Source organism: Methylobacterium radiodurans, assembly GCF_003173735.1.
GTDB classification, from domain to species: domain Bacteria; phylum Pseudomonadota; class Alphaproteobacteria; order Rhizobiales; family Beijerinckiaceae; genus Methylobacterium; species Methylobacterium radiodurans.
This window is the reverse complement of the sequence record NZ_CP029551.1, coordinates 1,141,604-1,163,753: the sequence shown is the minus strand read 5'-3', so window position 1 is coordinate 1,163,753 and position 22,150 is coordinate 1,141,604. Positions and strand designations below refer to the sequence as shown.

19 protein-coding genes and 2 pseudogenes are annotated in these 22,150 nt (G+C 65.5%); 14 read left to right on the top strand and 7 right to left on the bottom strand.

Annotated features, from left to right (window positions below; all coding sequences use genetic code 11):
* Positions 1 to 13 precede the first annotated feature (13 nt).
* From DK427_RS05135 to DK427_RS05115, 5 genes are all read left to right on the top strand, one after another.
* On the top strand, positions 14 to 799 hold the full coding sequence (locus tag DK427_RS05135) for a maleate cis-trans isomerase family protein (protein ID WP_204165272.1): 786 nt from the start codon (positions 14 to 16) through the stop codon (positions 797 to 799).
* 11 nt (positions 800 to 810) lie between these two features.
* Positions 811 to 1,557, top strand: coding sequence for an aspartate/glutamate racemase family protein (locus DK427_RS05130; protein ID WP_109950324.1), 747 nt, complete (start codon positions 811 to 813; stop codon positions 1,555 to 1,557).
* A 47-nt stretch (positions 1,558 to 1,604) separates the two neighbouring features.
* The gene (gene hydA, locus DK427_RS05125; protein WP_109950323.1) at positions 1,605 to 3,005 is read left to right on the top strand and encodes a dihydropyrimidinase; all 1,401 of its coding nucleotides are present in this window, start codon (positions 1,605 to 1,607) and stop codon (positions 3,003 to 3,005) included.
* 139 nt (positions 3,006 to 3,144) lie between these two features.
* Positions 3,145 to 4,347: a serine hydrolase domain-containing protein gene (locus tag DK427_RS05120; RefSeq protein ID WP_109950322.1), complete on the top strand. Its 1,203-nt coding sequence runs from the start codon at positions 3,145 to 3,147 to the stop codon at positions 4,345 to 4,347.
* Between the two features lie 70 nt (positions 4,348 to 4,417).
* Entirely contained in the window at positions 4,418 to 5,629 is a 1,212-nt protein-coding gene (locus DK427_RS05115) for a serine hydrolase domain-containing protein (RefSeq protein WP_204165271.1), read from the top strand.
* Between the two features lie 207 nt (positions 5,630 to 5,836).
* Here the strand turns inward: DK427_RS05115 and tnpA are convergent, their stop codons facing one another.
* Entirely contained in the window at positions 5,837 to 6,178 is a 342-nt protein-coding gene (gene tnpA, locus DK427_RS27310; protein WP_162559682.1) for an IS200/IS605 family transposase, read from the bottom strand.
* Between the two features lie 66 nt (positions 6,179 to 6,244).
* Between tnpA and DK427_RS27490 the strand changes: the two genes are divergently transcribed.
* Together DK427_RS27490 and DK427_RS05100 are read left to right on the top strand one after the other, a co-directional pair.
* A complete protein-coding gene (locus tag DK427_RS27490; protein ID WP_162559681.1) occupies positions 6,245 to 6,370 on the top strand; it encodes a helix-turn-helix domain-containing protein in 126 nt (41 codons plus the stop codon).
* 94 nt (positions 6,371 to 6,464) lie between these two features.
* Positions 6,465 to 6,833 (top strand): annotated as a pseudogene (locus tag DK427_RS05100) (molybdopterin-dependent oxidoreductase); the annotation flags it as partial.
* Between the two features lie 53 nt (positions 6,834 to 6,886).
* Here DK427_RS05100 and DK427_RS05095 read toward each other — a convergent pair.
* From DK427_RS05095 to DK427_RS05070, 3 genes and pseudogenes are all read right to left on the bottom strand, one after another.
* On the bottom strand, positions 6,887 to 9,607 hold the full coding sequence (locus DK427_RS05095; protein WP_109950319.1) for a hybrid sensor histidine kinase/response regulator: 2,721 nt from the start codon (positions 9,605 to 9,607) through the stop codon (positions 6,887 to 6,889).
* Between the two features lie 383 nt (positions 9,608 to 9,990).
* Positions 9,991 to 11,196: pseudogene (locus DK427_RS05090) on the bottom strand (ATP-binding protein); the annotation flags it as partial.
* A 1,780-nt stretch (positions 11,197 to 12,976) separates the two neighbouring features.
* Positions 12,977 to 13,240, bottom strand: a complete 264-nt coding sequence (locus DK427_RS05070) for a hypothetical protein (RefSeq protein ID WP_109950315.1) — start codon at positions 13,238 to 13,240, stop codon at positions 12,977 to 12,979.
* A gap of 126 nt (positions 13,241 to 13,366) precedes the next feature.
* On the opposite strand from DK427_RS05070, the gene DK427_RS05065 reads away from it, so the two are divergent.
* The 6 genes from DK427_RS05065 to DK427_RS05045 all read left to right on the top strand — a co-directional run bounded on the left by DK427_RS05065 (position 13,367) and on the right by DK427_RS05045 (position 19,263).
* Positions 13,367 to 13,576 carry a hypothetical protein gene (locus DK427_RS05065; protein WP_109950314.1) on the top strand — a complete coding sequence of 70 codons (210 nt, stop codon included), beginning with the start codon at positions 13,367 to 13,369 and terminating at the stop codon, positions 13,574 to 13,576.
* Positions 13,577 to 13,873: 297 nt separating this feature from the next.
* On the top strand, positions 13,874 to 14,164 hold the full coding sequence (locus tag DK427_RS27485) for an SOS response-associated peptidase family protein (protein ID WP_162559679.1): 291 nt from the start codon (positions 13,874 to 13,876) through the stop codon (positions 14,162 to 14,164).
* A 33-nt stretch (positions 14,165 to 14,197) separates the two neighbouring features.
* On the top strand, positions 14,198 to 15,106 hold the full coding sequence (locus DK427_RS26050; protein ID WP_162559678.1) for a hypothetical protein: 909 nt from the start codon (positions 14,198 to 14,200) through the stop codon (positions 15,104 to 15,106).
* 101 nt (positions 15,107 to 15,207) lie between these two features.
* Positions 15,208 to 16,008 (top strand): hypothetical protein, encoded by an 801-nt coding sequence (locus DK427_RS05055; protein WP_162559677.1) that lies wholly within the window; start codon positions 15,208 to 15,210, stop codon positions 16,006 to 16,008.
* A 273-nt stretch (positions 16,009 to 16,281) separates the two neighbouring features.
* On the top strand, positions 16,282 to 16,875 hold the full coding sequence (locus DK427_RS26045; RefSeq protein ID WP_162559676.1) for a hypothetical protein: 594 nt from the start codon (positions 16,282 to 16,284) through the stop codon (positions 16,873 to 16,875).
* 126 nt (positions 16,876 to 17,001) lie between these two features.
* A complete protein-coding gene (locus DK427_RS05045) occupies positions 17,002 to 19,263 on the top strand; it encodes a phage/plasmid primase, P4 family (protein WP_162559675.1) in 2,262 nt (753 codons plus the stop codon).
* A gap of 389 nt (positions 19,264 to 19,652) precedes the next feature.
* Here the strand turns inward: DK427_RS05045 and DK427_RS05040 are convergent, their stop codons facing one another.
* The gene (locus DK427_RS05040) at positions 19,653 to 20,966 is read right to left on the bottom strand and encodes a hypothetical protein (RefSeq protein WP_245930807.1); all 1,314 of its coding nucleotides are present in this window, start codon (positions 20,964 to 20,966) and stop codon (positions 19,653 to 19,655) included.
* A 123-nt stretch (positions 20,967 to 21,089) separates the two neighbouring features.
* Between DK427_RS05040 and DK427_RS05035 the strand changes: the two genes are divergently transcribed.
* A complete protein-coding gene (locus DK427_RS05035; protein WP_109950309.1) occupies positions 21,090 to 21,356 on the top strand; it encodes a helix-turn-helix domain-containing protein in 267 nt (88 codons plus the stop codon).
* A gap of 42 nt (positions 21,357 to 21,398) precedes the next feature.
* Here the strand turns inward: DK427_RS05035 and DK427_RS05030 are convergent, their stop codons facing one another.
* Together DK427_RS05030 and DK427_RS05025 are read right to left on the bottom strand one after the other, a co-directional pair.
* Positions 21,399 to 21,677, bottom strand: coding sequence for a hypothetical protein (locus DK427_RS05030; protein ID WP_109950308.1), 279 nt, complete (start codon positions 21,675 to 21,677; stop codon positions 21,399 to 21,401).
* A gap of 97 nt (positions 21,678 to 21,774) precedes the next feature.
* On the bottom strand, positions 21,775 to 22,110 hold the full coding sequence (locus tag DK427_RS05025) for a DUF3768 domain-containing protein (RefSeq protein ID WP_109950307.1): 336 nt from the start codon (positions 22,108 to 22,110) through the stop codon (positions 21,775 to 21,777).
* Positions 22,111 to 22,150: the final 40 nt, after the last annotated feature.

Sequence of the window (22,150 nt, the reverse complement as noted above, 5' to 3'; positions counted from 1 at the left end):
GGAGATCCACGCGATGAACACCGCCACGTCCCCCACCGTGCGTCTCGGGATGCTGACGCCGTCTTCCAATACGGTCCTGGAGCCGACGACGGCCGCACTGCTCGCGGGCGCGCCGGCCGGAGCGAGCGACGTCTCCATGCACGTCTCCCGCTTCCGCGTGACGGAAATCGCACTCTCGGAGGCCGCCCTCGGGCAATTCGACGACGGCGACATGTTGCGTGCCGCCGAGCTCCTGGCCGACGCGAAGGTCGACGTCATCGCGTGGAACGGGACCTCGGCGGGCTGGCTCGGGTTCGAGCGCGACGAGCGACTGTGCGAACGTATTACCGCCGCGACCGGCATCCCCGCGTGCACGACCGTGCTCGCCTACAGGGAGATCTTCCAACGGACAGGTGCGACGCGCATCGGCCTCGTGACGCCGTATCTGCCCGATGTCCAAGCCCGCATCCGAGCCAATTGGGCGGCCGCCGGGTTCGCTTGCCCGGCGGAACGCCACCTCGGCCGACAGGACAACTTCTCCTTCGCCGAGGTCAGCGAGAACACCGTCGCGTCTCTGGTCCGTGAGGTCGCGACCGAGGGATGCGACGCGGTGGCGATCGTGTGCACGAATATGCGCGGCGCCCTTGCCGCGGCCACCCTGGAAGCGGAGCTCGACCTTCCAGTCTACGACTCCGTCGCCGTCACGCTGTGGAAGTGCCTCGCGACGACCGGTCTCGATCCGACCCGCTGGCGCGACCTCGGCCGCGTCTTCGCGTTGCCGGCGGAGAACGACTCTCAACCGGTCCGTACGCCGATCTGAAGGAATCCCGGATGAACGTTCTCGTTCTCAATCCCAACACCAGTACGGACGTCACGGACCTCCTGATCGCGGCGGGCCGCGCCGTCGCCGGCGCTGGAACCACCCTCGTACCGGCAACCGCGGCGTACGGCGTGCCCTACATCGCCACGCGAGCCGAGGCCCAGATCGGCGGTGCCATCGTCCTGGAGATGTTGGCCGAGCGGCACGCCGAGGTCGACGCGGCGATCGTCGCGGCCTTCGGCGACCCTGGCCTGCACGGTGCGAGAGAGCTGTTCGACATCCCCGTCATCGGCCTGGCCGAAGCGGCCATGCTCACCGCATGCATGTTGGGGCGGCGCTTCGCGATCGTCACCTTCGCCGATGCCCTCGGGCCTTGGTACGAGGACTGCGTGGCGGTGAACGGACTTGCGGGACGCTGCGCCGGAGTACGCACTCTCGACGGCTCCTTCCGGACGTTGTCGACGGTTCAGGGCGAGAAGGAAGGTCTGCTGGTCGATCTCGCCCTTCGCGCCGTCGAGGAGGACGAGGCGGACGTGATCATCTTGGGAGGCGCGCCTCTCGCCGGCCTCGCGGGCCGCGTCGCCGATCGGGTGCCGGTCCCAATCGTCGATCCGGTCGCGGCCGCGGTGAAGCAGGCCGAGGCACTCGTCGCCCTATCGCCGCGCAAGGCCACGGCCGGCACTTTCCGGCGCCCGGCCGCGAAGACCGCGACAGGGCTGCCCGACGCGCTCGCGCGACGGATCCAGCATCGGGACTGAGCGAAGCTCGGCCCCGGCCCCATGGCCGAAGGGACAGGAGGTGCACGATGGCCAAATTCGATCTAATCATCCGAGGTGGGCGTGTCGCGACGGCGGCCGACACTTTCGATTGCGACGTCGCGATCCGCGACGGCCGGATCGCCGCCCTCGGTGACGACCTCGGCACTGCGGATGAGATCGTCGACGCTCGCGGACGTCTCGTCTTGCCCGCAGGCATCGATAGCCACGTTCACCTCGCCCAGCCCGGCGCCCCCGGGCAGGTCATGGCCGACGATTTCGAGAGCGGTACCCGCTCGGCGGCCTTCGGCGGCAACGGCACCGTGCTGCCTTTCTGCCTGCAGCGCCGGGGCGAAAGCCTGCGCGCGGCACTCGAGGCGTATCACGGGAAGGCCGCGGGCCAGTGCTACGTCGACACGGCGTTCCACCTCATCGTCACGGATCCGACCGAGGCTGTGCTCGGCCAGGAACTTCCCGCCCTCGTCGCCGACGGCTACACCTCCTTCAAGGTGTTCATGACCTACGACGGCTTGGCGCTGAGCGACCGGCAGATGCTGGAAGTGATGCAGGTCGGTCGCGAGACCGGTGCCATCGTGATGATCCACGCCGAGAACGACGACGCCATCCGCTTCCTGACGGACCGGCTCGAGCGGCTCGGGCACACCGCGCCACGCTTTCACGCGACGTCGCGTCCCATTCCCGTCGAGCGGGAGGCTACGCACCGCGCGATCGCCCTGTCCGAGATCGTCGACGGGCGGATCATGATCGTCCACGTCTCGAACCGTCCGGCGATGGAGGAGATCCGCCGCGCCCGAAGCCGGGGCCTGCCGGTCCACGCCGAGACCTGTCCGCAATACCTCGTCCTCACGGAGGCGGATCTCGAGGGCATCGGCATGGAGGGCGCGAAAGCCGTCTGCTCGCCTCCGCCCCGGGACCTCGCGAGTCAGGAGGCCTGCTGGGAGGGACTGCGGACCGGCGTGTTCGACGTGTTCTCGTCCGATCACTGCCCGTTCCGCTACGACGACCCGGCCGGGAAGCTCGCGCCCCGCGGGCGATCAAGCTTCCGCTGGGTCCCCAATGGCATACCGGGCATCGCCGCCCGCCTGCCGATCCTATTCTCGGAGGGGGTCGCCAAGGGGCGGATCGACCTCAATCGTTTCGTCGCACTGACGGCCACGAACCACGCCAAAATCTACGGCCTGTACCCGCGCAAGGGCACCATCGCCGTGGGCTGCGACGCGGACATCGCGATCTGGGACACGGACCGGCCGACGAGGATCACCCACGACCTCCTCCACGACGCCTGCGACTACACGCCCTACGAGGGGATCGAGGTTTCCGCCTGGCCTGTCTCGACTCTCGTGCGGGGGCACTTCGTGGTGCGCGACGGGCAACTCGTCGGGCGAAAGGGACATGGCGCGCACGTCGCCCGGGCGGTAGCGCCGAACTGATCACCACGCGCCGGCCCGCGCGTGACGCGGGTTCGCTACGGCCGCGCTTCCAGCTCGTCACTCGCGCGTCGCGCGGATCGCCGGATGCTCGGTCATCTGAAACGTCACGTCTCCAGCAATGCCCAAGACGGGGAGCGCCATGTCCCGATCCATACGGTCCAGATATCTCTGCTTCGCACTCTCCCTGGCCTTGGTCGCCGGCCCGGCGACCAACGGGTCGGCTGCGGAGTCCTCTCCCGAGCCCGGCATCGGCATCGCCTCTCCGGAGGATGTCGGGGTCGACTCCACCGCGCTGGTGCGCATGTCCGAGTGGATCCGCAAGGACCGTCTCGACGTGCGTAGTCTGCTGGTGATCAAGGACGGCAAGCTGATCTTCGAGCGCTACAGTCACGGCCTGGATCGAGATTACAACTACGAGCTGTATTCGGTCACGAAGACGGTCACTGCGCTCAACGTCGGCATCCTCGCCGACCAAGGAAAGATCGGGATCGAAGACGAGGTGGCACCTTGGATCCTCAAGCAGCGGCCCGAGTTCGGGGCGGCCGCGCGAGACAAAGCGGGCATCCGACTGCGCCACCTGATGTCGATGTCGAGCGGCCTCCTCTACCGACAGGTCGAGGGTTCCGACCCGCTCTACTTTCAAGCGCCGGACCGGGTCAGCGTCGCGCTCTCCGCGAAACCCCGGATCCCGCCAGCCACCGAGTTCGAGTACACCGACGCCAATCCGGTTCTCGTCGGGATAGCGATCCAGGCGGCCTCGGGCGAACCCGAGCACGAGTTCGCCGAGGCTCGCCTGTTTCGGCCTCTCGGCATGCGGAACGCGCGTTGGACCGGACGCGACGGCACGGGATCGGTCTCGGGAGGATGGGGCCTGCGGTTACGCGCGATCGACATGGCGAAGATCGGCATGCTGATGCTTCAGGACGGCGAGTGGGAAGGTCGCCGCATCGTGTCGAAGGCCTGGATCCGGCAGATGACGGCGGCCTCCGAGACCGCGATGGACTACGGCCTCTACACGTGGATCAACCATGTCGTGGAGTCCGAGCCGGAGTTCGGGGCAATGGGCTTCAAGGGGCAATTCATCACCGTCCTGCCGAAACAGAACGCCGTGGTCGTGATGACCGGCATCTTGCCGACGGACGGCGGACTACGCACCGCGACCTACCTCAATCTCTATCGTCGCATGGTCAACGACTTCGTCTTGCCGGCCATGCATGCCGTACCGAAGCCGGCATTCGACGAGGCGCGACGCAAGGCGCTGAAACGAGAGTTGGAGTTGGCGGCGCAAACGCGGGGAGAGCCGGGCACAGGCCTGGCCTTCAACGACGGCCCGGAGCGGTAAGGCTAGGCCGGGCCGAAGCGAGAAGTCTCCCCCCCCATCTATCCAACAGCTCGCGATCGAGGTGAGAAACATGCGCCTATCGATGCAGAAGTCATGCGCCGTGATCGGGGCCACCACCCTGGTAGCGGCGGCCCTGAACCTCTCCCAGGCAGCCCCAACGGCGCCGCCCTCGAGCGAGGACCCGGCCGAACTGTCGTCGGCCTGGCCAGAGGAGGTCGGCGTCGACTCGACCAAGCTGGTGAAGCTCTCGAAATGGATTCGCGAAAACAAGTACGACATCCGTAGCTTGGTCATCGTCAAGGACGGCCGGGTCGTTTTCGAGCGGTACAGCGCGGGCCTCGGCCGAGACAACAACTACGAGATGTACTCGATCACAAAGGCCGCGACGTCGGTGCTCGCCGGGAAGCTCATCGACGAGGGCAAGATCTCACTCGACAGCAGCGTGAGGGACGTGGTCGGCGCCTGGCGCCCGGATTTGAAGGAGGCTGTCGCCGACAAGGGCGCTATCACGCTACGGAACGTCCTCAGCATGACGACCGGCCTCCGCTACGACTTCAAGCCTCCGAAGGATCCCATCTATTACGAGGCCTCCGATCGTCTGAAGCTCGCCGCCGGCACAACACCGGCGCTGACGCCAGGCAAGGTGTTCCAATACATGGACGTCAATCCGGTCATCGCGACCGCGATGCTGAGTGCCGCCGCCGGAAAAAGGATCGAGGAATACGCCGAGGAGAAGCTATTCCGTCCCCTGGGTATGAAGCGCTACGCTTGGACCCGCGCCGACCAGGCCGGTCTCGTTTCGGGGGGCTGGGGCCTGCGCCTCCGAGCGCTCGACATGGCGAAGCTGGGGATGCTTACGCTGCAGGACGGCCGATGGGAGAACCAGCAAGTGGTCCCGGCCGACTGGGTCAGGCAGATGACGAGCGGCCAGAGCACGCCCTTCTTCGGGTATTACTGGTGGATCAACAACATCGTCGAAAGCGGGGGTCAAAGAGAATACGACACGATGGGATTCAAGGGGCAGAACATCGTCGTGCTCCCCGAACACAATGCCGTCGTCACGATGACGAGCATGCTCCCCGTGGACGGTGGCCTTCGCGACGCGAAATGTCTGCAGATCATGCGCTACATGATGAGCGCCTACCTTCTGCCGGCGCTCGGTGGGAGACCGTCTTCCCCGGACGAGGCGCTGAAGCGTGAACTGGTCGCGGAGCTGCAAGTGGCGAAGGACAGCCTAGGGCAGCCTGGCGTCGCGGCGGACCCGACGGACACACCCCAGTGAACCGAACGCCGCATGGCGCGTGCTTCACTAAGGTAGATCCGTGCGGGGTTCACGAAACTCGCGACTGGTCTTACCGTTCGGGTTCGACGCGTAGAAGACCTCACCGAACTCACCGTGCCCCCCGATAGGGGTGGAGGGGTCACGCGCGGGACGGCCTTCGAAGACGTGGCGCGTAACGCTAAAGCATAGGTCAGTGGGGACCGCGATTTATCGTTCTTCTCGCGAGAAACCCCGGCGTTCAAGCCGGAGAGGTAAGCGAGGGCGGCCAGAGGTCGCTTCAGCTCGCTGGTTGCGGCTCGTCACGCCCTTGAGGCTGTTGACGAGCTTCGATAGGCTCACCTTCGGCGGATAAGTCATGAGCAATTGAACGCAATCGTGCTCGCCCGAAAATTCCACAAAATCGACCTCGAAGTCGCGATATACCCTGACGAAGATCGTTCCAATTTCGCTAATAGAGAGTTCGTACAGTACATCGCGATGGAATGTCGCGAGGAAGGCCAAGTGAGTATGAAGCTCAGCAACGACAAGACGCCTTCTGCGGATGTCCACGTTGCGGCTCCTGGGACCAAACTGTAGCTTCGCAGGATCAACGTTCGCGGCTACCGCTAAAAGCTGGTGCCTGAGGCTGAGCAGGATGACGTCCTAAGGCAGTTCGCGGGCATGTGCCGCCTCGTCTACAACCGCACCCTCGAACAGCGCGGTGCTCCGAAGATCGATTGTTTTCAGTCCAGCGCCGCGTAAGCCGTTGATAACATTGGAAGTCGAAATTCATTGCCACTCCCATCTGTCAGTTAGAAACGTCATATCTGCCAGCAAAGATGGCGTCGTGGAGGACGGGACGGAGGACGCTTCGTCCGGCGGCAACGCCAACCCCGCGATGACTTAGCAACCCGGAGGAGCTGAGGACAGGCGGGATTCCGGAGGCCAGCAGGGCGCCGAGGGAGCCTCCATCGGCGAGGAAGACCCCGTTCGCTACTACGAGAGCATCGACCTGGTGGACGCCTTCCACCCCCAGACCATCCTCGCCTACGAGCTGAACGGGAAAACCCTGCCCGTGGCGAACGGCGCTCCCCTGCGGCTGCGCCTCGAACGCAACCTCGGCTACAAGCAAGCCAAGTACGTGATGCGCATCGAGGTGGTGGAGAGCTTCGCCGAAATCGGCGAGGTCGAGGGCGGATACTGGGAGGACCAGGGCTACGCCTGATATGCTGGAATCTGATCTCCTGCGGCGAACGGACGACCGGTCAGACGCCGCGGCTAGCGCTCCGCGATGAGCTCCTTGATGCGGGTGGCGAGCGTCTCCAGCACGAACGGCTTGGTCAGGACCTGCATGCCGGGTCGGAGATAGCCGTTCCCCAGAACGGCGTTCTCGGCGTAGCCGGTGATGAACAGCACCTTCAGGTCGGGGCGCCGCTCACGGCCAGCGTCGGCCATCTGCCGCCCGTTCATCCCGCCCGGCAGGCCGACGTCGGTCACCAGCAGGTCGATGCGCACGTCCGACTGAAGTACCTTCAGCCCGGCGACGCTGTCGGCGGCCTCGATGGCGGTGTAGCCGAGATCCTCCAGCACCTCGGTGACCAGCATGCGCACGGAGGGCTCGTCGTCCACGATCAGCACCGTCTCGCCCTGGCCGGCCTGCTCCACTTCGGCAAGCCTGCGAGCCACCTCGTCCTCGTCGGCCTCGCCGTAGTGCCGCGGCAGGTACAGGCAGACCATCGTCCCCTCGCCGACCTCGGAGTAGATTCGCACCTGCCCGCCGGACTGCTTGGCGAAGCCGTAGACCATGGACAGGCCGAGACCAGTGCCCTCGCCCGTGGGCTTGGTCGTGAAGAACGGCTCGAACACCTTTCCGATCAGGTCCGGCGCCATGCCGGTGCCGGTGTCGGTCACGCAGACGCCGAGGTACTGGCCGGGAGCGAGATCGTGCTGGCGGCCGCCGGCCTCGTCGATCCACCTGTTGGCGGTCTCGATGGTGATGCGACCGCCGTCCGGCATCGCGTCGCGGGCGTTGATGCACAGGTTGAGCAGCGCGTTCTCCAATTGCCCCGGGTCGATCAGCGCCGGCCACAGGCCCGCGAGGCCGACGACCTCAAGGTGGACGGCCGGGCCCACGGTGCGCCGGATCAGCTCCTCCATGTCGGTGACGAGGCGGTTCACGTTGGTGGGCTTCGGGTCGAGGGTCTGGCGGCGAGAGAAGGCGAGCAGGCGGTGGGTCAGGGCGGCAGCCCGCTTGGCCGCGCCCTGGGCGACGGTCATGTATCGGTCGAGGTCACCCATCCGCCCTTGGGACATCCGGGTCTGCATGAGTTCCAGCGAGCCCGAGATGCCCGCGAGCAGGTTGTTGAAGTCGTGCGCGAGGCCGCCGGTGAGTTGTCCGACCGCCTCCATCTTCTGCGACTGCCGCAGGGCCTCCTCCGTCTTTGTCAGCGCCTCGGCCTGCCGCTTGCTCTCGGTCACGTCGCGTACGGACGAGTAGATCAGCCCGTCGCGCGGCACGGCGTTCCAAGACAGCCAGACGTAGCTGCCGTCCTTGCGGCGGTAGCGGTTCTCGAATGTGAGCTGCGCCTCCCCGCGCGACAGACCCTTCGCCGCCGCCACGGTCGCCTCGACGTCGTCGGGGTGGACGAAATCGAGGAACGGGCGCGCCTTCATCTCGGCATCGGTCCAGCCGAGCGTTTGCGGCCAGGCTGGGTTGAGGCCGACGAAGTAGCCTTCGAGATTGGCCACGCACAGCAGGTCGGACGAGGCCTGCCAGATCTGGTCGCGCTCGGCGGTCCGGGCGGCGACCTGGCGGGCGAGGTCGGCTTCGGTCTGCACCCGGACGGTCACGTCCTGCACGAAGACGTGGAAGCCGTCGACGCGAGCGTCTGCGTCCCGGCGCGGCAGGTATCGGATCTCGGCGACGCGGGGACGTCCGTCGCGGTGGGGCCAGTCCATCTCGAAGGTGACGGGTTCACCCGCGAGGGCCCGGTCGATGTACGGCCGACGTGCCGCGTAGGCGTCCGGCCCAAGCAGGTCCCGGACGTCCCGGCCGACGATCTCGCCGGCGGGGATAAAGAACCAGTCGACATAGGCCTCGTTGGCGAAGCGATAGACGTGATCCGCGCCGATGAACGCGATGAGAACCGGAAGGGCGTCAGCGATAAGGCGCAACTCGCGCTCGCCGGCCTCGGCGCGCTGCTCGACACGGCGCCTCTCGGTGATGTCCGAGAAAAAGATTGCGACCCGGTGCGCGGAGGATTCGCCGGTGCGCAGGGCCCTGACGTCGAACCAACGCCCGAACACGTCGGCGTAATGCTCGAAGTGGGCGGGCTCGCCGGTCAGCGCGACTTGGCCGTAGGTGTCGAACCAGTGCCGCTCCAGGTCCGGCGCGAACTCGCTCACCCACCTGCCGGCGACGTCTGCTCCGGTCTGCGCGACGAAGGCGGGGTTGGCCTCGACGATGCGGTAGTCGATGGCGCGTTCGCCCTCGAACTTCATCTCGACGATGCAGAACCCGACCTCGATGCTCTCGAACAGGGTCCGGTAGCGCGCCTCGTTCTCGCGAAGAGCGACCTCCGCGCGTGTGCGCTCCGTGACGTCGTGGCCCTCGACGAAGATGCCCTCGACCCGCCCGTCCGGGCCGGCGACCGGTTGATAGACGAAGTCGAGGTAGCGCTCCGTGATCGCCCCTCCCGCGACGGGCTGGAGGTCGAGCCTGGCACCCGTCGCCGTGTGAGGCCGGCCGGTGCGGAACACCTCGTCGAGCAGGTCGACGTAGCCCTGGGCGGCAGCCTCCGGCAGTGCCTCCGCCACGGTACGGTCGGCCACGTCGCGACCGTCGACGATGCGTTGGTAGGCGGCGTTGGTAAGCGTGAAGCGGTGCTCGGGGCCGCTCAGGAGGGCGATGAAGCTCGGGGCCTGCTCGAACATCTGCGCGAGGGAGGCCGAATGCCCACGCAACCGGCGAACCTCGGCTTCCAGTTCCTCGCGGGACATCGTTCCCGGGTCCAGTGTGGATGCGTGCATGATGGCTCGATAGTTTCCGACCGCTTCGCCCGCGACGGGTCGGAAGACGCAAACTCAATGATGTGGCGGCCCGGTCGGAGATGGCGGCCGAACGCAGCGGCGCGTGCGGTCAGGACGCGTTGATCGGACCGGGTGGCTGCGGTGCCGGCGGCTCCGTCGGCGGATCGCCCTCGGGCGGCGTCGGGTCCGGCGGCGGGTCGCCGATGGGTGGCAACGGCTCGTCCCCCGGGCGTGGCGTGTCCGATTGCATGGCGTTGTCCCCCTTGGCGCGTCCGGCTGGCGCCGGACGACAACGCGCGCGGTCCCTGGCGGATGCGCACTCGGCCGACGCTTTCAACCGCGTGCATCACCCGTCAGCCGAACGTCAGTGCCAACCGCTCCCGCAAGGCCTTGCGCAGGGCCCGGCTCAGGTCGGCCACCGAATAGGGCTTGCCCAGCAGCGGGAAGCCGTCGGTACCTTCGAAGGCCAGCACGTGGCTGTAGCCGGAGGTCAGAACGACCGGCAAGTAGGGCCACCGCCGCCGGATCTCCCTGGCCAGGTCGACCCCGTTCATGCCGGGCATCACCACGTCGGAGAAGACCACCTCGAACCGCTGGCCTGAGGCTTCGATCTCCGCCAGGGCGGCCTGGGCGTCCTTCACCCAGACGGCCTGGTAGCCGAGTTCGCCGAGCGCTTGCGTGGCGAAGGCGCCGACTTCGACGTTGTCCTCGACGACCAGGACCGGGGTGCCGTGGCCTTCGGGTAGCGGTCCAGGATCGTCCCGCGCGGGTTCCCGAGCCCAGCCATCGGCGGACCGGGGGAGAAACAGGGTGAAGGTGGTCCCGGCGCCGACCTCGCTGTCGACCGCGACGTCGCCGCCCGACTGCTTGGCGAAGCCGAACACTTGGCTCAGGCCCAGCCCGGTGCCGTGGCCGACGCCCTTCGTCGTGAAGAACGGCTCGAAGATGCGTTCGAGCAAGTCAGGCTCGATGCCGCCGCCGGTGTCGGAGACCGACACGGCCACAAAGTCGCCCGGCACTGCCGGGTGCGAGCGCAAGGTCGGGATGCGGTCGGCGCGCCTGACCGCGATGCGCAACCGACCCTCGCCCTGCATCGCGTCGCGGGCATTCACCACGAGGTTCACCAGCGCGGTGTCGAATTGGCTCGGATCGGCATCGACATGGCAGGGTAGCCGCTCGCCGTCCGCATCCTGGCCTGCATCGGTGTCGGTTTCGACGCGGATGCGCGCGCCGGTGAGCGTGCGCACCATGTCGGCGATGGCGGCCACCGACTGCGCGGCATCGAATACGGTCGGGCGCAGCGCCTGCCGTCGCGCAAACGCGAGCAACTGGCTGGTCAACTTGGCGGCACGGTCGACCGTGTCGGATATGGCGTCGACGTAACGGCTCCGGCGCTCCTCACTCAAGCTCGGTCGCTTCAGGAGGTCGGTGGAGGATTTGATGACGGTCAGCAGGTTGTTGAAATCGTGCGCGACGCCGCCTGTCAGCTGCCCGACCGCTTCCATTTTCTGCGATTGCCGCAACTGCTCCTCAAGGGCCCGACGCTCGGTCACGTCCCGGCCGGTTGCGTGGAAGCGGTCCCCCTGCGGGATTCTGTGCAGGGTCACTCAGAGCGCTGAAAATCCAAGTGTTTTCCCATCAGCTCGTAGCATCAGTGTAGCACGCTTTCGTAGTTCCCATCCGAGTGGTCTACAGCCTGGAGGATAGCGGTTCCTACCGCATCGTGCGCCGGCCCGTGCACAACGCCTACGGCCCCCTGGGCGTCGCCGTGAGCGAGCGGTGCGCCTACGGGTGGCAATGGATCGACGGCCTCGAGCGCGCCGAGCTGGGACGTGGCGCGCTGCGCGGGCCGCTCGCGGTCTCACTGCGCGTCCTGCATTGCCGGCGGCAGCCGACGGCAGCCGAGGAGCTCCTGGCCGACCTGGCCCGGATACGGCTGGGACCGGTCGCCGGCACCGTCGCGGGTGTCCGGCGCCCCCGGCTCGCGGTGCAGAAGCCGAAGGCCGCGGACTCCGCCGGGATCGCCGCGCCCGCCGTCCCGGCCAATCCCTCGCCCGCCGCCCCGACGGTCGCGGTGAACGGCAGCCGCACCCTCGTGATGCTTCCGCAGAGGCCGGCGACCCCGCAAGGCTTTTCTCGCTGCGCTGGCGTTCGCCTGCGCCAGCGTCTCCATCCTCGTCCCGCTCGCGGCCTTCGCCGCCGAGGTCGTGACGGCCCCGGCCGCGCCTACTGCCGTCGTGCTGCCCTGAGGCGACTGGATCGTGGCCATCGGCTAGGCAGCCACTGCCGTGGTGCTGCCCGCCCTACGCGTGATCTCGCCTTGCTCGACCCTTCAGCCCCGCAAGTAGCCACCGCGCGGGGCTTCTTCGCCTTCAGACGCGATCAGGCCGACGATGGCGGCGGGACGTCTGCGCTCAGCGGCCCGGGGTCGGCGGTTTGCCGGCACTACTGGCGACCCGCGAAGAGCAACGGGTCCGCTTCACCTTGTCCAAGCGACTGTCGGAGCATGAGGCCTGCTCCGATCATCGTACCGACCAAGCCTACGGCGACCAGGACAATGAGAAGCGCGCGAATCATGGCCGACTAGTATCATGAGTACTCAAACGGGCGCCAGCATCGCATGCAATTGGTTCGCAACCCGTTTATGCGCCGCCGGGGCGGCTAGGGCTGCCCGTGCCTGTGGGACGCCTGTACGTCTTCTGACAGAAGCCAGGGTCGAAGACCCATTCCGCCCACAGCCAATGCCGCGATGAACAAGGCTGCCCCAACCGCGGCGAGAACCATGCGAACCATTAAGGAGCTTACACGTGTGTCCGGTCACGGCGTCCCCAACTGGTGCTGAGACGCGTTACCGCAACCTGCGGGACTTTGGCGCATGACCCATGGCCAGGGTCGCGGCGATCCCGCTCAGCCCCAGGGTTAGGAAGGCCATGGCAGAGAGGTCCGCAGGTTCGACGACGATGCGGCCGGTCCCCCGCATCGCCGGCCAAATTATCATTACCGCCAAGCCGATGGGCGCCACGAAGATCGCCGTGAACAGTGGAAGGGTGAGAAGACGGCCCATGAGCCTCAGCTTAGACGTGCAGATGGGGCCAATAGGACACGGACTTCTGGCCTAGGCAAGGGGCTGGCCATGGCGGCGGCGCAGCGTCTCAGCCTCTGCGGCGAGCCGCCGGATCACCGTCCCGAGCCGCGCCAGAAGCATCCGGCGCTGCCGGAAGGTTGGCGCATTGTAATCCTGGCGCCACGCCGCCAGCGCCTCCTCCAGCGTGTGATCCCCTAGGTAGAATGCGGCGGCGGCGCACCGCACTTCGCCAGGATCGGCAGGCTGATCCGAGCTCAAAACGGCCACTCAGCGGCGGTTGCCTCGCGCGGCTCGTCCTGGGTGTCCGCCTCGAGCCGCTCGCCTGGCGCGATCAACTCCACGATGCTGTCGAGCGCCTGCGGCACCCGGATCGTGCGCCCGGCGGCGGTGATGAAGGTCTCATTGCGCAGCGGGTCCGTATCGCTGAGGGCTTGGACGCTCGTCACGCGCAGAAGATGCCGGCAGTCATCGCCGTCCTGCACCTGCAGGTCGCTGCCCACGCGTCGCACGGCCGTCATCCTGGTTCTCCGCACCAAGGCCCGAACAGGCGTTATCCACGGTTTCCACAGGCACTGTCCCCTGCGGTGACCCGGAACGGCCCACCTGCATGTTCTATTTTTGTTCTAGCACGGAGTGACGTAGGAATGCACGGGCAGCCCCAGGAGGTTCAGCCCTCAGAGGCCGAGCGCATCGCCTTCGCCTATCGGGTGGCCGCACATGGCGATGCCTGGGCGGCGTTGGTGCAGGCGGTCGAGGACGCGCTTACCGATCTGGCCGAAGCTGAGCGCCGCACGCTGCGCCGCGACCGGCTGATCTCGCGCGGCTACATCCGCGCGGGCGCGCCGCGCTCCTGATGGAGCGGCTGTGCGATCTCCGGAGCCGGCGCCTGATCATCTCCTGCAGCCCCTGCCGCCGGTCTGGCTCGTACTGCCTCGACAGGCTGAGGCAGCGCTTCGGCGAGCATGCCTCCCTGTATGAAGTCTGCGTGCGGCTGACCCAGACTTGCCGGTATCAGCATGAAGTTGGCGCCCGGCAGCCGAACCCGTACGGCCGGGCATGTCGGGCTCAGGTCGACACGGACGACACCGCGCGGCCTGGAGCGCTGCCGTCCCGCACTTGAGCCGGCTCGCGCCCTCGGCGAGCATGGCGGCATGTGCAACCTCTACAGCCTCATCCATCCGCAGGCCGAGATCCGCGATGCCTTCGGCGTCCGACGTGACGATGCCGGCAACCTGCCGCCGCTGCCGAGCATCTTCCCGAACACGGCAGCACCTGTCGTCCGCGTGCGGGAGGGCGAGCGCACGCTGTCGATGATGCGCTGGGGTAGGGGCCGGACACCCGCGTGGCAGTGCCGTTCGGCAAACCGTCCGTTCACACCGTATCTTGCCAGCTGCTGCTGGGAGCTTCTTATGAGCCATATAAAAGCTCAACTGATTCATTAAGGTCTCAATATATTCTGCGCTAGATCCTCAGAAGTGGCGATTGAAATGCTTATTTTAAAGAGACACGACAGATTGATTGAGTACAATATAGGGTGCGCCCTAGACTATATTCTCGATGAATCTCATAGCCGCATGTCTCGAGCTGTCGAATTCTATGGACTACAAGTTGCGATATCGCTCGGAAAAAAACTTTACCCCTACCAAGCCAAGAGGAAAAAATACCCCGACAACTGGATTTTGGTTTCACGTGCGGCACTTTCGGCAGCTCATACGCTCAGCAGCGTTCGATTGCTGGAACATGTGGTTGCAAAGCGCCATCCCAAAGCCAGGCTGCAAATGCCTTTCGAAGCGCTACTCAAACAAACAGAAACACGATACTTATTAAATCAAATAATTAATCCCAGAACATCGAGAAAAACATCATACAGCCTTTCTTGGGGTGACCTCGACCGTCTGCTGGTGAACAAAAGGATTGCACAAAGAGCCTATGCGCCATTATATGACGTGTCATTAAGATTTCATTCTTATAAAGACGGAGATAATCACTGCAATTTTTCACGCGCTGAGAATTTATTGAAAATTAACAAACGAGAGGCCGAATTTGCCGTCGTCCGGGGATATTATAGGCACCTGGAAACGCGTTCTACAGCGTTTGCTTTAAAAGGCAAAGGTAATTATTTTGCCGCATTTATTTGGCTCGATCATTTTGGCGGAGGATATCTTCGACCATTGCATCCGATTGGCAACTCATTTGCGGAATATTTATTATCTATGACTGATGACATGGCGGATTTGCGCAGATATCTCGGCCAATACGAATTTGTCCGCACTCGGCTCAAGCAACAGGATTATGAGATGCCGGAGCTGAGATTGGCTGCCCCAATACAGCCAGAGGAAATCCAAATCGAGCCCCTTCCGGATGAAATATCGGAGCTAGTTTGATAGATTGATCAAAGGGTTAGCTTCACTTTGCAAGGCCGCAAAATGACATGCATCCAGCCCAAGTTTAAATTCTCTCCGCCCTCATTCCGAGGGTTGGAGGGATGTTCATGCTCGATAGCGCGACGCAAACACCTGTGGCGGAGGAAGCTCCGACTGCCGAAACGGCAGTTTTCGCCCCAGATGAAAACTTCGACAAACTGAACCAAACGCCAAACGTGAAGGCGGACATCATCGAGGAGATCCGAGCCGCCTGCCGTGAATGCAAGTCGTATGGTAATGGCGAAGGCCATTTTGGAAACGAGTGGCACGAGCGCCTGCTTGAGTTGCTGCACCCAAGCTACAAAGTGCGTCTGCTCATCGCCGACGATCCTGACCGCCTCGCCATCGTCATCCGCATGTCTGGGGTGAAGACGACGAAGGCGTCGCGCAAGAACGCTTCGCTGATCTGCGTGGCGGTCACTGCCCGGCCACAGGACACCCCCCAGAGAAAATTGTGCTCAAGCTGGGCTGAGATCCTCAACGAGGCCTACGCGAAGGGCATCTCGCTTGAAGAATTCGTTGAGTGGGTGAAGAGCCGTAACAAGCGGCGCACGGATGCCAACACGGCAAGTACGCCCACTGAACCGCGCAGCGTGACGGAGAACAAGATCCAGCCAAAGCTGCGCCTGACCGGCGTGGACGGCCGCCGCGACGAAATCCTCTCGCTGCCCTCGTCGGTGCACGCCGAGCTCCTCGACGCAATGAGAGCACCGTGCGCGCAGAGCGAGCGGGTGGAACGGATGGCGATGTCCCTGCTGACGCTCGCGGAGGAGCTCAAGACGGCTGAGAAGGCGTCTGCGCCGCTGACTTCGACGGCCGCGCCCGAGGCGAGCGCGGCGACCGAGGAGGTTGTCGATGCTTGAGCAGAGCGAGAAGGGGGGAGGGCCGTCCGCCCTTCCCCTCTCCGACCAAGCCGTCGCGACCTGATCACGGCCGCCGCAGCCCCTTCGGATCCCGGCACGGGCGACGAGGCGGGCGGCGCCAATGCGTAGGGCGGCGACGCAGGTTGCAACCCGCACCGCACCCGATGCGGCAACTCCCGGTCATGATGCCTGACAAGGGCACCATGACGACACCAACGGCTTCAGCGCCGACCGATCGTATATCGGCCTAAGCCATAGAGATCGAGGATTTCAATGAAGATAAAGTATCAGGGCAACCTTAACACACTCCCGGCTGATGTCAGAGCGTGCGGCGTGCCGGGCACCTGGCGATCGCGCAATGACGGAGCCCATCATCAGTTCAAGGCGGTGACCGGCGAGTATCTGAACTACTGGCCGTCCAAAGGCACGGTCATGTTCCAGGGCCGGTCCGGCGGGCCGCTTGCCCGGCGCTTCGCGAAGCTGGCCGCCTCGCCCACCCGGGCTACACCGAGCGCCGGTCGCACGGTCAAGGTCGTTCCGAAGTCCTTGCTTGATCTGGGACCTCGCTGCCCACACGACCCTATGGACTTCGGATGGCGCCATTCGGTGAACGGCGCTGACTTGGCGGCGTTGAACGAGCGTCAAGCTCAACTCCGTAGCGTCGTGGCTGGTTTGCCGTTTGCGGCTGCGGTAGCCGAGCTGATCCTATCGAGCGTGCGCCACGCGGTGGACTATCGTTCTGAGGACGAGGTTTCTGAGGCGCTGAAAACCGTTGCGGCTAAGATTTCATTTGGCGGCTACAAGTGGATCGACCTGCTCGCGCTGATCGCTGCAACGTTCCAGGCAGAGTCGGACGACGAGCTGTAAGAGCCGCAGGCCGCATTCCAATCTGCTGCAAATTCTAGAGATACCCATCCTCGCCGCAGTCGCCCCTTTGGCTTGTGCGGCATTTTCATGAGCAGATCCATGTTGAAAACCTCAAAAGGAGTGCCCATGCGCACTGAAACCTACGTGCCCTTCCCCAGCCTCCCGCGGCCTGCTGCGGAGGCACGCCGCGCCGTGCAGCACGGCCTGTCGGTGGTGCCACTCAAGCCGCGGTCCAAGGTGCCTAGCGTGCCCCACGGGATCGACGATGCAATCTCAACCCGTATGGGAGTGCGGGCGCACGCCAGGGCGCACCAGCACGACAACTACGGTCTGATCCTTGACGGCGAAATTTTCGCTGTCGATGTGGATGGCCCGGAGGGTGAAAAGTCCTTACAAAGGCTGATCGGCCGCTCTCGCGAGTTTCCCGCGACGGTTGAGACAATCACAGCCCGAGGGCGCCAATTCATCTTCCGCGCGCGGCCGGGACGGCCGGTGAGGTCATCCTGCGGTCGTCATGGCCCCGGTATCGACATAAAGGGGCAGCGGGGCTACGTCGTCCTCCCCGGCAGCGTGCACCCCTTGGGACCGACCTACCGGTCTGCCCCGGGACGCGCCCTCGGCGAGATCGCGATCGCGCAGGCCCCGGACTGGCTTCTCGACCTAGTAGTGCGATCGCCGGACGCTGAGAGGGTGCGTCCACTCACCGAACCGTTGACGCAGGGGCCTGATGCGACCCGCACAGTCGCATATGCGGCGGCGGCTCTTAAATCCGAATTGAACGCCCTCAGCCGCGCGACCGTGGGAAAGCGCAACTCCACACTGAATAAGGCCGCCTACGTCCTTGGAGCGCTCTGCCAGCCCGGCGTCCTCGATGAGGCCGAAGTCCGCGCCCGCCTGACGGAGACGGCCTTGGCGGTCGGCCTGACCGCAGAGGCAACTTCCAAAACCATTGCGAGCGGGATGCGGGCCGGCCGCCTCGAACCACGCAACCTCGGCTTCCTTGCGGATCCTGGTGCGGCGCAGCCGGGTGCGGAAGCCGTCATCCATGACCCTGTGGCCGCTAAACTCGCCGAGCTTGGCGAGACCGACGCGGACAACGGGCACCGCTTCGCACGCCGCTTCCGCAACGAGGTCGCTTATGTGCCGAGTCATGGCCTGCTCGTCTGGAACGGCAAGATCTGGGAGCCCGCCGCGGACACGGCGGCCTTGCGCCGTGCGGAGGAGTGCGCTCATGCTATCGCGCATGAAGCCGCCTATCTGAACGACGGGAAGCTCAAGGCAAGCCGTGAGGCCTTCTCCAAGGCCAGCCTGTCAAAGGGGGCGCTGGAGCGCGCGATCTTCCTGGCGCGTAGCCATCTCGAAACGCCGCTCTCGCGTTTCGACGCCGAGCCCTACCTGTTGTCGGTAGCCAACGGCACGCTCGATCTGCGCACCGGTACGCTTGGGCCGCACGACCCGGCCCATCGCCTCACCCGCCTGACGCCAATCGTCTACGATGAGAAGGCGCGCTGCCCCGTCTTCGAGCGGTTCCTGCGTCAGCGCCTCGGGCACGAGCCCGAGCTGATCGCCTTCCTGCAAAAGGCGGTCGGCCTGACGCTTACCGGCGTGGTCAGCGAGCAGGTGCTGTTCTTCCTGCAGGGCGAAGGCGGGACGGGAAAATCGACCTTCGTCAACCTGATCCGCGAGTTGCTTGGCAGCTTTGCCGTGCACACGCCGGTTGAAAGCTTCACGACGAAGCAGTTCGAGCCCATCCGCACTGACCTCGCTCGCATGGCCGGGGCACGCATGGTCACGGCCGGTGAGATTCATCCCTCACAGCAGTTCGACGAGGCGGCGATCAAGGGCCTGACTGGCGGCGACCCGATCACCGCCCGCTTCATGCGTCAGGATCTGATCCAGTTCATGCCGCAGTTCAAGCTGTGGCTGTACGCCAACCACTTCCCGAAGGTCCGCGCGACCGACAACGCCTTTTGGCGTCGGATCCGTGTGCTGCCCTTCATCAACGTCGTGCCCGAGGGCACGGCCAAGAAGGGGCTGCCGGAGCGTCTGCGGGCCGAGCTACCTGGCGTCCTGAACTGGGCAGTGGCGGGCTGCCTCGCTTGGCAAAGGGAGGGGTTGGAACCGCCCAACGTCGTGCGCGCGGCGACGGAAGCGTGGCGTCACGGCGCCGACCACGTCAGCCGCTACCTGCGCGAGCGGACAGTGCAGGATATCGGCGCCCGCGTTGGCGCGACCGATCTGCACTCCGACTTCGGGGCTTGGTGCACGGCAGCGGGCGAGCAGCCGGTCTCGCTCGCCACGTTCAAAGCGCGCCTGATTGCACTCGGACGGGTCAGCCGCAAAACCAACAAGGGTCACTTCTGGATCGGCTTGCGCTTGAGGGGCTGAGCCTAGGCTTGGAAACGGGCCCTGCCCGCTAGCCAGCCACTGCCCCGGTGACGGTGGTGACAGCTATTTATATCATCGTAAAATACTGAAAATACAGTAAAAAGGAAAGGAGAAGAGCCGTCACCACCGTCACGGCGGCGGTGGCTGGCTGGGGGGCTCGACTTCACTCCTCTCTCGGATGCGGTGATTTCGAAGACGCCCCGCGCTGACGATCGTCAGCGCGGGCGGTCGCGAACCGAAGGTTCGTGGCGCAGGCTCAGGCCCAAGGCGCTTTCAAGATCGTGATAACATGCTCGACGCTTCCCAACACATCATGGGACAAATCGCTGGCGGTTGCGCCTCGACTTGCACGGACTGTACGCTGATTGCCTCCAACCGTGACGCTTAGCTCAACGCTCGAACGGCCGGACCTCGATCAAATCGTCGCCGAACGAGTTCTTGCGCTGCGTAATCACCACGACGCCCCGCTGACCCGACGACCAGTCCACTGTGAAAATGCATGAGCGTCCCGGCGCTGGCTCAAGGCCGCTCGTTCGGCCGTTAGTCAGATCGATCAGCGTACGCGCTCCGTAGCGCGTTTGCAGCATTGCATTGGCTGCACTCATCATCTGTCGCCGCACTTCAACCTGGTTGCAAGAGTCGCTCGCCAGCCGCGCCTGTTCCTCTCGCCGGAACTTGTCCAATGCCTCGGCTTCCTTTTGTTGCCCCTCCTGCGCCCAGGCGATCATCTTTCTGTTGCGTTCAGGTTCCTGGGCGCGGTCAATTTCCCAGTGGTATCTTTCCCTCTGCGCGCCGACCAGCAGCCGCACTTTGGTTCGAGTTGCGTGCGGCGACTGTCGCTGCTGTTCGCATTCGAGCAGGCGATTCTCCAGCGACTGCCACACCTCGTCGTTCCAATACGCCACCGGTACAGTGAAGGGTGATCCCTCGATCTTGCCTGGCGTGCCGTTGCCTGCCCAACTCTCGATGGTTGCTCGGGTGAAGCGGTCGCAACTCATCTTGAGAAAGGTCGGCGTGTAATCCGGCGTGTCAGGATCGAGCTTCGTGCGAGGCCGCCCCTGCCCGTAGCCGGCGTACTCCTTCAGCTCGGCAACGCCCCGCGCGACGGCTGCACCCCATGCCTCGGCGGGGACATTGCCGCGCAAGCTCGGCAGCCTGCCCCCACACACCAGCAGAAAGTCTCGGTAGCGGCCGAAGTCCGCCTCCTCCCAGCGGTAGATCGACAAGCTGAACAGGTCCGACAGCTGTTCGAACGGGCCGCCGTGAGGGCGTTTGCGCTCATAGGTCTCGCAATTCGGCGGCGTCATCACGGGGTCCGTCGACTGCGCCCGCGCCGGGCCGGCATGGGCCGTAAGGATGACCGCGCCGACGACGGCACCGACCAACGACAAGGCCCGCGCGCGTCGCGCGCTCGCCGCGGCCGCGAGATCATCAATATCCCGCTCGCCAACATGGTACTGGCCGCCCGCGTCGCCCATCACCGCACCCCCCTCCCGGGCCTCGACATGCGTGAAGCTTGGGCTTGCGTTCGCCGCCCAGCGCGCTTCGACGTCCGCGACCATCGTCGGCAGCATCCCAATGGTTGGCAGCTCCGCCCAGCCGCGGCCAACAGCGTTAAGTCCCCAGCGGCGGGTCAAGACGTAGCTTGCCCTCCCGAGGATGAGGGCGACGAGGAGGTAGGTGCCGGAGGCGAAGAGCATCATCAGTAGGGGCTCCTTGGGACGGGGCCGACGACGCGACCGCTGCCCTGGGCTGCAGTGGAGTAAAGGGAATGTGGGACTGTTGGTCCGTCGATTGTCAAGCCGCTGTTCGGGCCTTCTCGCTCGATGGAGGCGCGGGCATTGATCGGCTGGAATTTGCGGCGGCTGCGCGTCGCCCAAGGCTTGTCGCAGGAGCGGCTGGCGTTGGCTGCCGGCATCGACCGCGCCTATGTCGGCCGCGTCGAGCGCGGCTCGGAGAACGTGACGATCTCGACGCTGGAGGCGATGGCCCGCGCGCTGACCGTGCCGCTCGCGGATCTGTTTGTCGAACCCGAAGCCGGGGCCGAGCGGCCGGCGCCGCTGCGGGCGGGGCGGCGTGCGAAGCCGGGGTGAGCACCGCAAGCCCCGGGCACTAGTCGCCTTAACGTGCCGATCTCAAGATGAGGGGCGACCCGTACGAACAGCGCCCAGGCCGCGTCCACCGCCGCGCGTGCGGGCCTCGAGGTCGCGCGCGCCGAGCGCCGGGGCGGTGAGCAGGTGCAGCCGCCCCGCGGCGAAGTCCGGCGCGGCGGCGATCAACCGAGCATCAGCCAGTCGCTGGATGCCGGTGGCGACGTGCAGCGGACACTCGCCTAGCTCGACCGGCGCGTCCCGCCGCACGAAGTAGGGCCATCCACTGGGTTGGTCGTGCCCCGCCGGCTCGATCCCGAGCATGGCCTGCGCGGGTGGGGCACCCAGCTCGGCCTCGCCGCGCACGAGACACGGCCCAGGTGCCGGCATGACAGACGCCAGCAATCTGCGCCCGGCCACCTCAGTACTCCCCGGCGAGCATGACTGTGAGCACGCGGCGCGTGACGCTCGTGTCGGCTGGGTCTGGGGAGGCGTAGCGCCCCGTGCGGTCGTAGCAGTCGATTTTGAAGAACACGCGCTCGCCAGCGGCCTCCAACGCGCCGAAGTCGTGCTCGCCGTAGGGGTCGTTGTCGGGCGTGAAGGCCACAAACGCGCCGACAGCGTCGAGGATAAGCTGCTGACGTTCGCGGCCGAGCGTGACGACCCCGGCGGTGGGCACGAGCGTGCCGCCGGTGAGGGAGCGGCGCAGGATGTCGTTGAGCGCAGCAATGCGCCCCGCATCGGTGATGACGGTCATGGGAACCTCGGAGGATGGGAAAGGATAGCGGCAGGGCGCG

Coding starts and splice junctions, on each gene's coding strand:
- DK427_RS05135 (WP_204165272.1), top strand. CDS start 14: ATGAACACCGCCACGTCCCCCACCGTGCGTCTCGGGATGCTGACGCCG.
- DK427_RS05130 (WP_109950324.1), top strand. CDS start 811: ATGAACGTTCTCGTTCTCAATCCCAACACCAGTACGGACGTCACGGAC.
- hydA (WP_109950323.1), top strand. CDS start 1,605: ATGGCCAAATTCGATCTAATCATCCGAGGTGGGCGTGTCGCGACGGCG.
- DK427_RS05120 (WP_109950322.1), top strand. CDS start 3,145: ATGTCCCGATCCATACGGTCCAGATATCTCTGCTTCGCACTCTCCCTG.
- DK427_RS05115 (WP_204165271.1), top strand. CDS start 4,418: ATGCGCCTATCGATGCAGAAGTCATGCGCCGTGATCGGGGCCACCACC.
- DK427_RS05095 (WP_109950319.1), bottom strand. CDS start 9,607: ATGTCCCGCGAGGAACTGGAAGCCGAGGTTCGCCGGTTGCGTGGGCAT.
- DK427_RS05070 (WP_109950315.1), bottom strand. CDS start 13,240: ATGACGGCCGTGCGACGCGTGGGCAGCGACCTGCAGGTGCAGGACGGC.
- DK427_RS05065 (WP_109950314.1), top strand. CDS start 13,367: ATGCACGGGCAGCCCCAGGAGGTTCAGCCCTCAGAGGCCGAGCGCATC.
- DK427_RS27485 (WP_162559679.1), top strand. CDS start 13,874: ATGTGCAACCTCTACAGCCTCATCCATCCGCAGGCCGAGATCCGCGAT.
- DK427_RS05055 (WP_162559677.1), top strand. CDS start 15,208: ATGTTCATGCTCGATAGCGCGACGCAAACACCTGTGGCGGAGGAAGCT.
- DK427_RS26045 (WP_162559676.1), top strand. CDS start 16,282: ATGAAGATAAAGTATCAGGGCAACCTTAACACACTCCCGGCTGATGTC.
- DK427_RS05045 (WP_162559675.1), top strand. CDS start 17,002: ATGCGCACTGAAACCTACGTGCCCTTCCCCAGCCTCCCGCGGCCTGCT.
- DK427_RS05040 (WP_245930807.1), bottom strand. CDS start 20,966: ATGATGCTCTTCGCCTCCGGCACCTACCTCCTCGTCGCCCTCATCCTC.
- DK427_RS05035 (WP_109950309.1), top strand. CDS start 21,090: ATGGAGGCGCGGGCATTGATCGGCTGGAATTTGCGGCGGCTGCGCGTC.
- DK427_RS05030 (WP_109950308.1), bottom strand. CDS start 21,677: ATGCTCGGGATCGAGCCGGCGGGGCACGACCAACCCAGTGGATGGCCC.
- DK427_RS05025 (WP_109950307.1), bottom strand. CDS start 22,110: ATGACCGTCATCACCGATGCGGGGCGCATTGCTGCGCTCAACGACATC.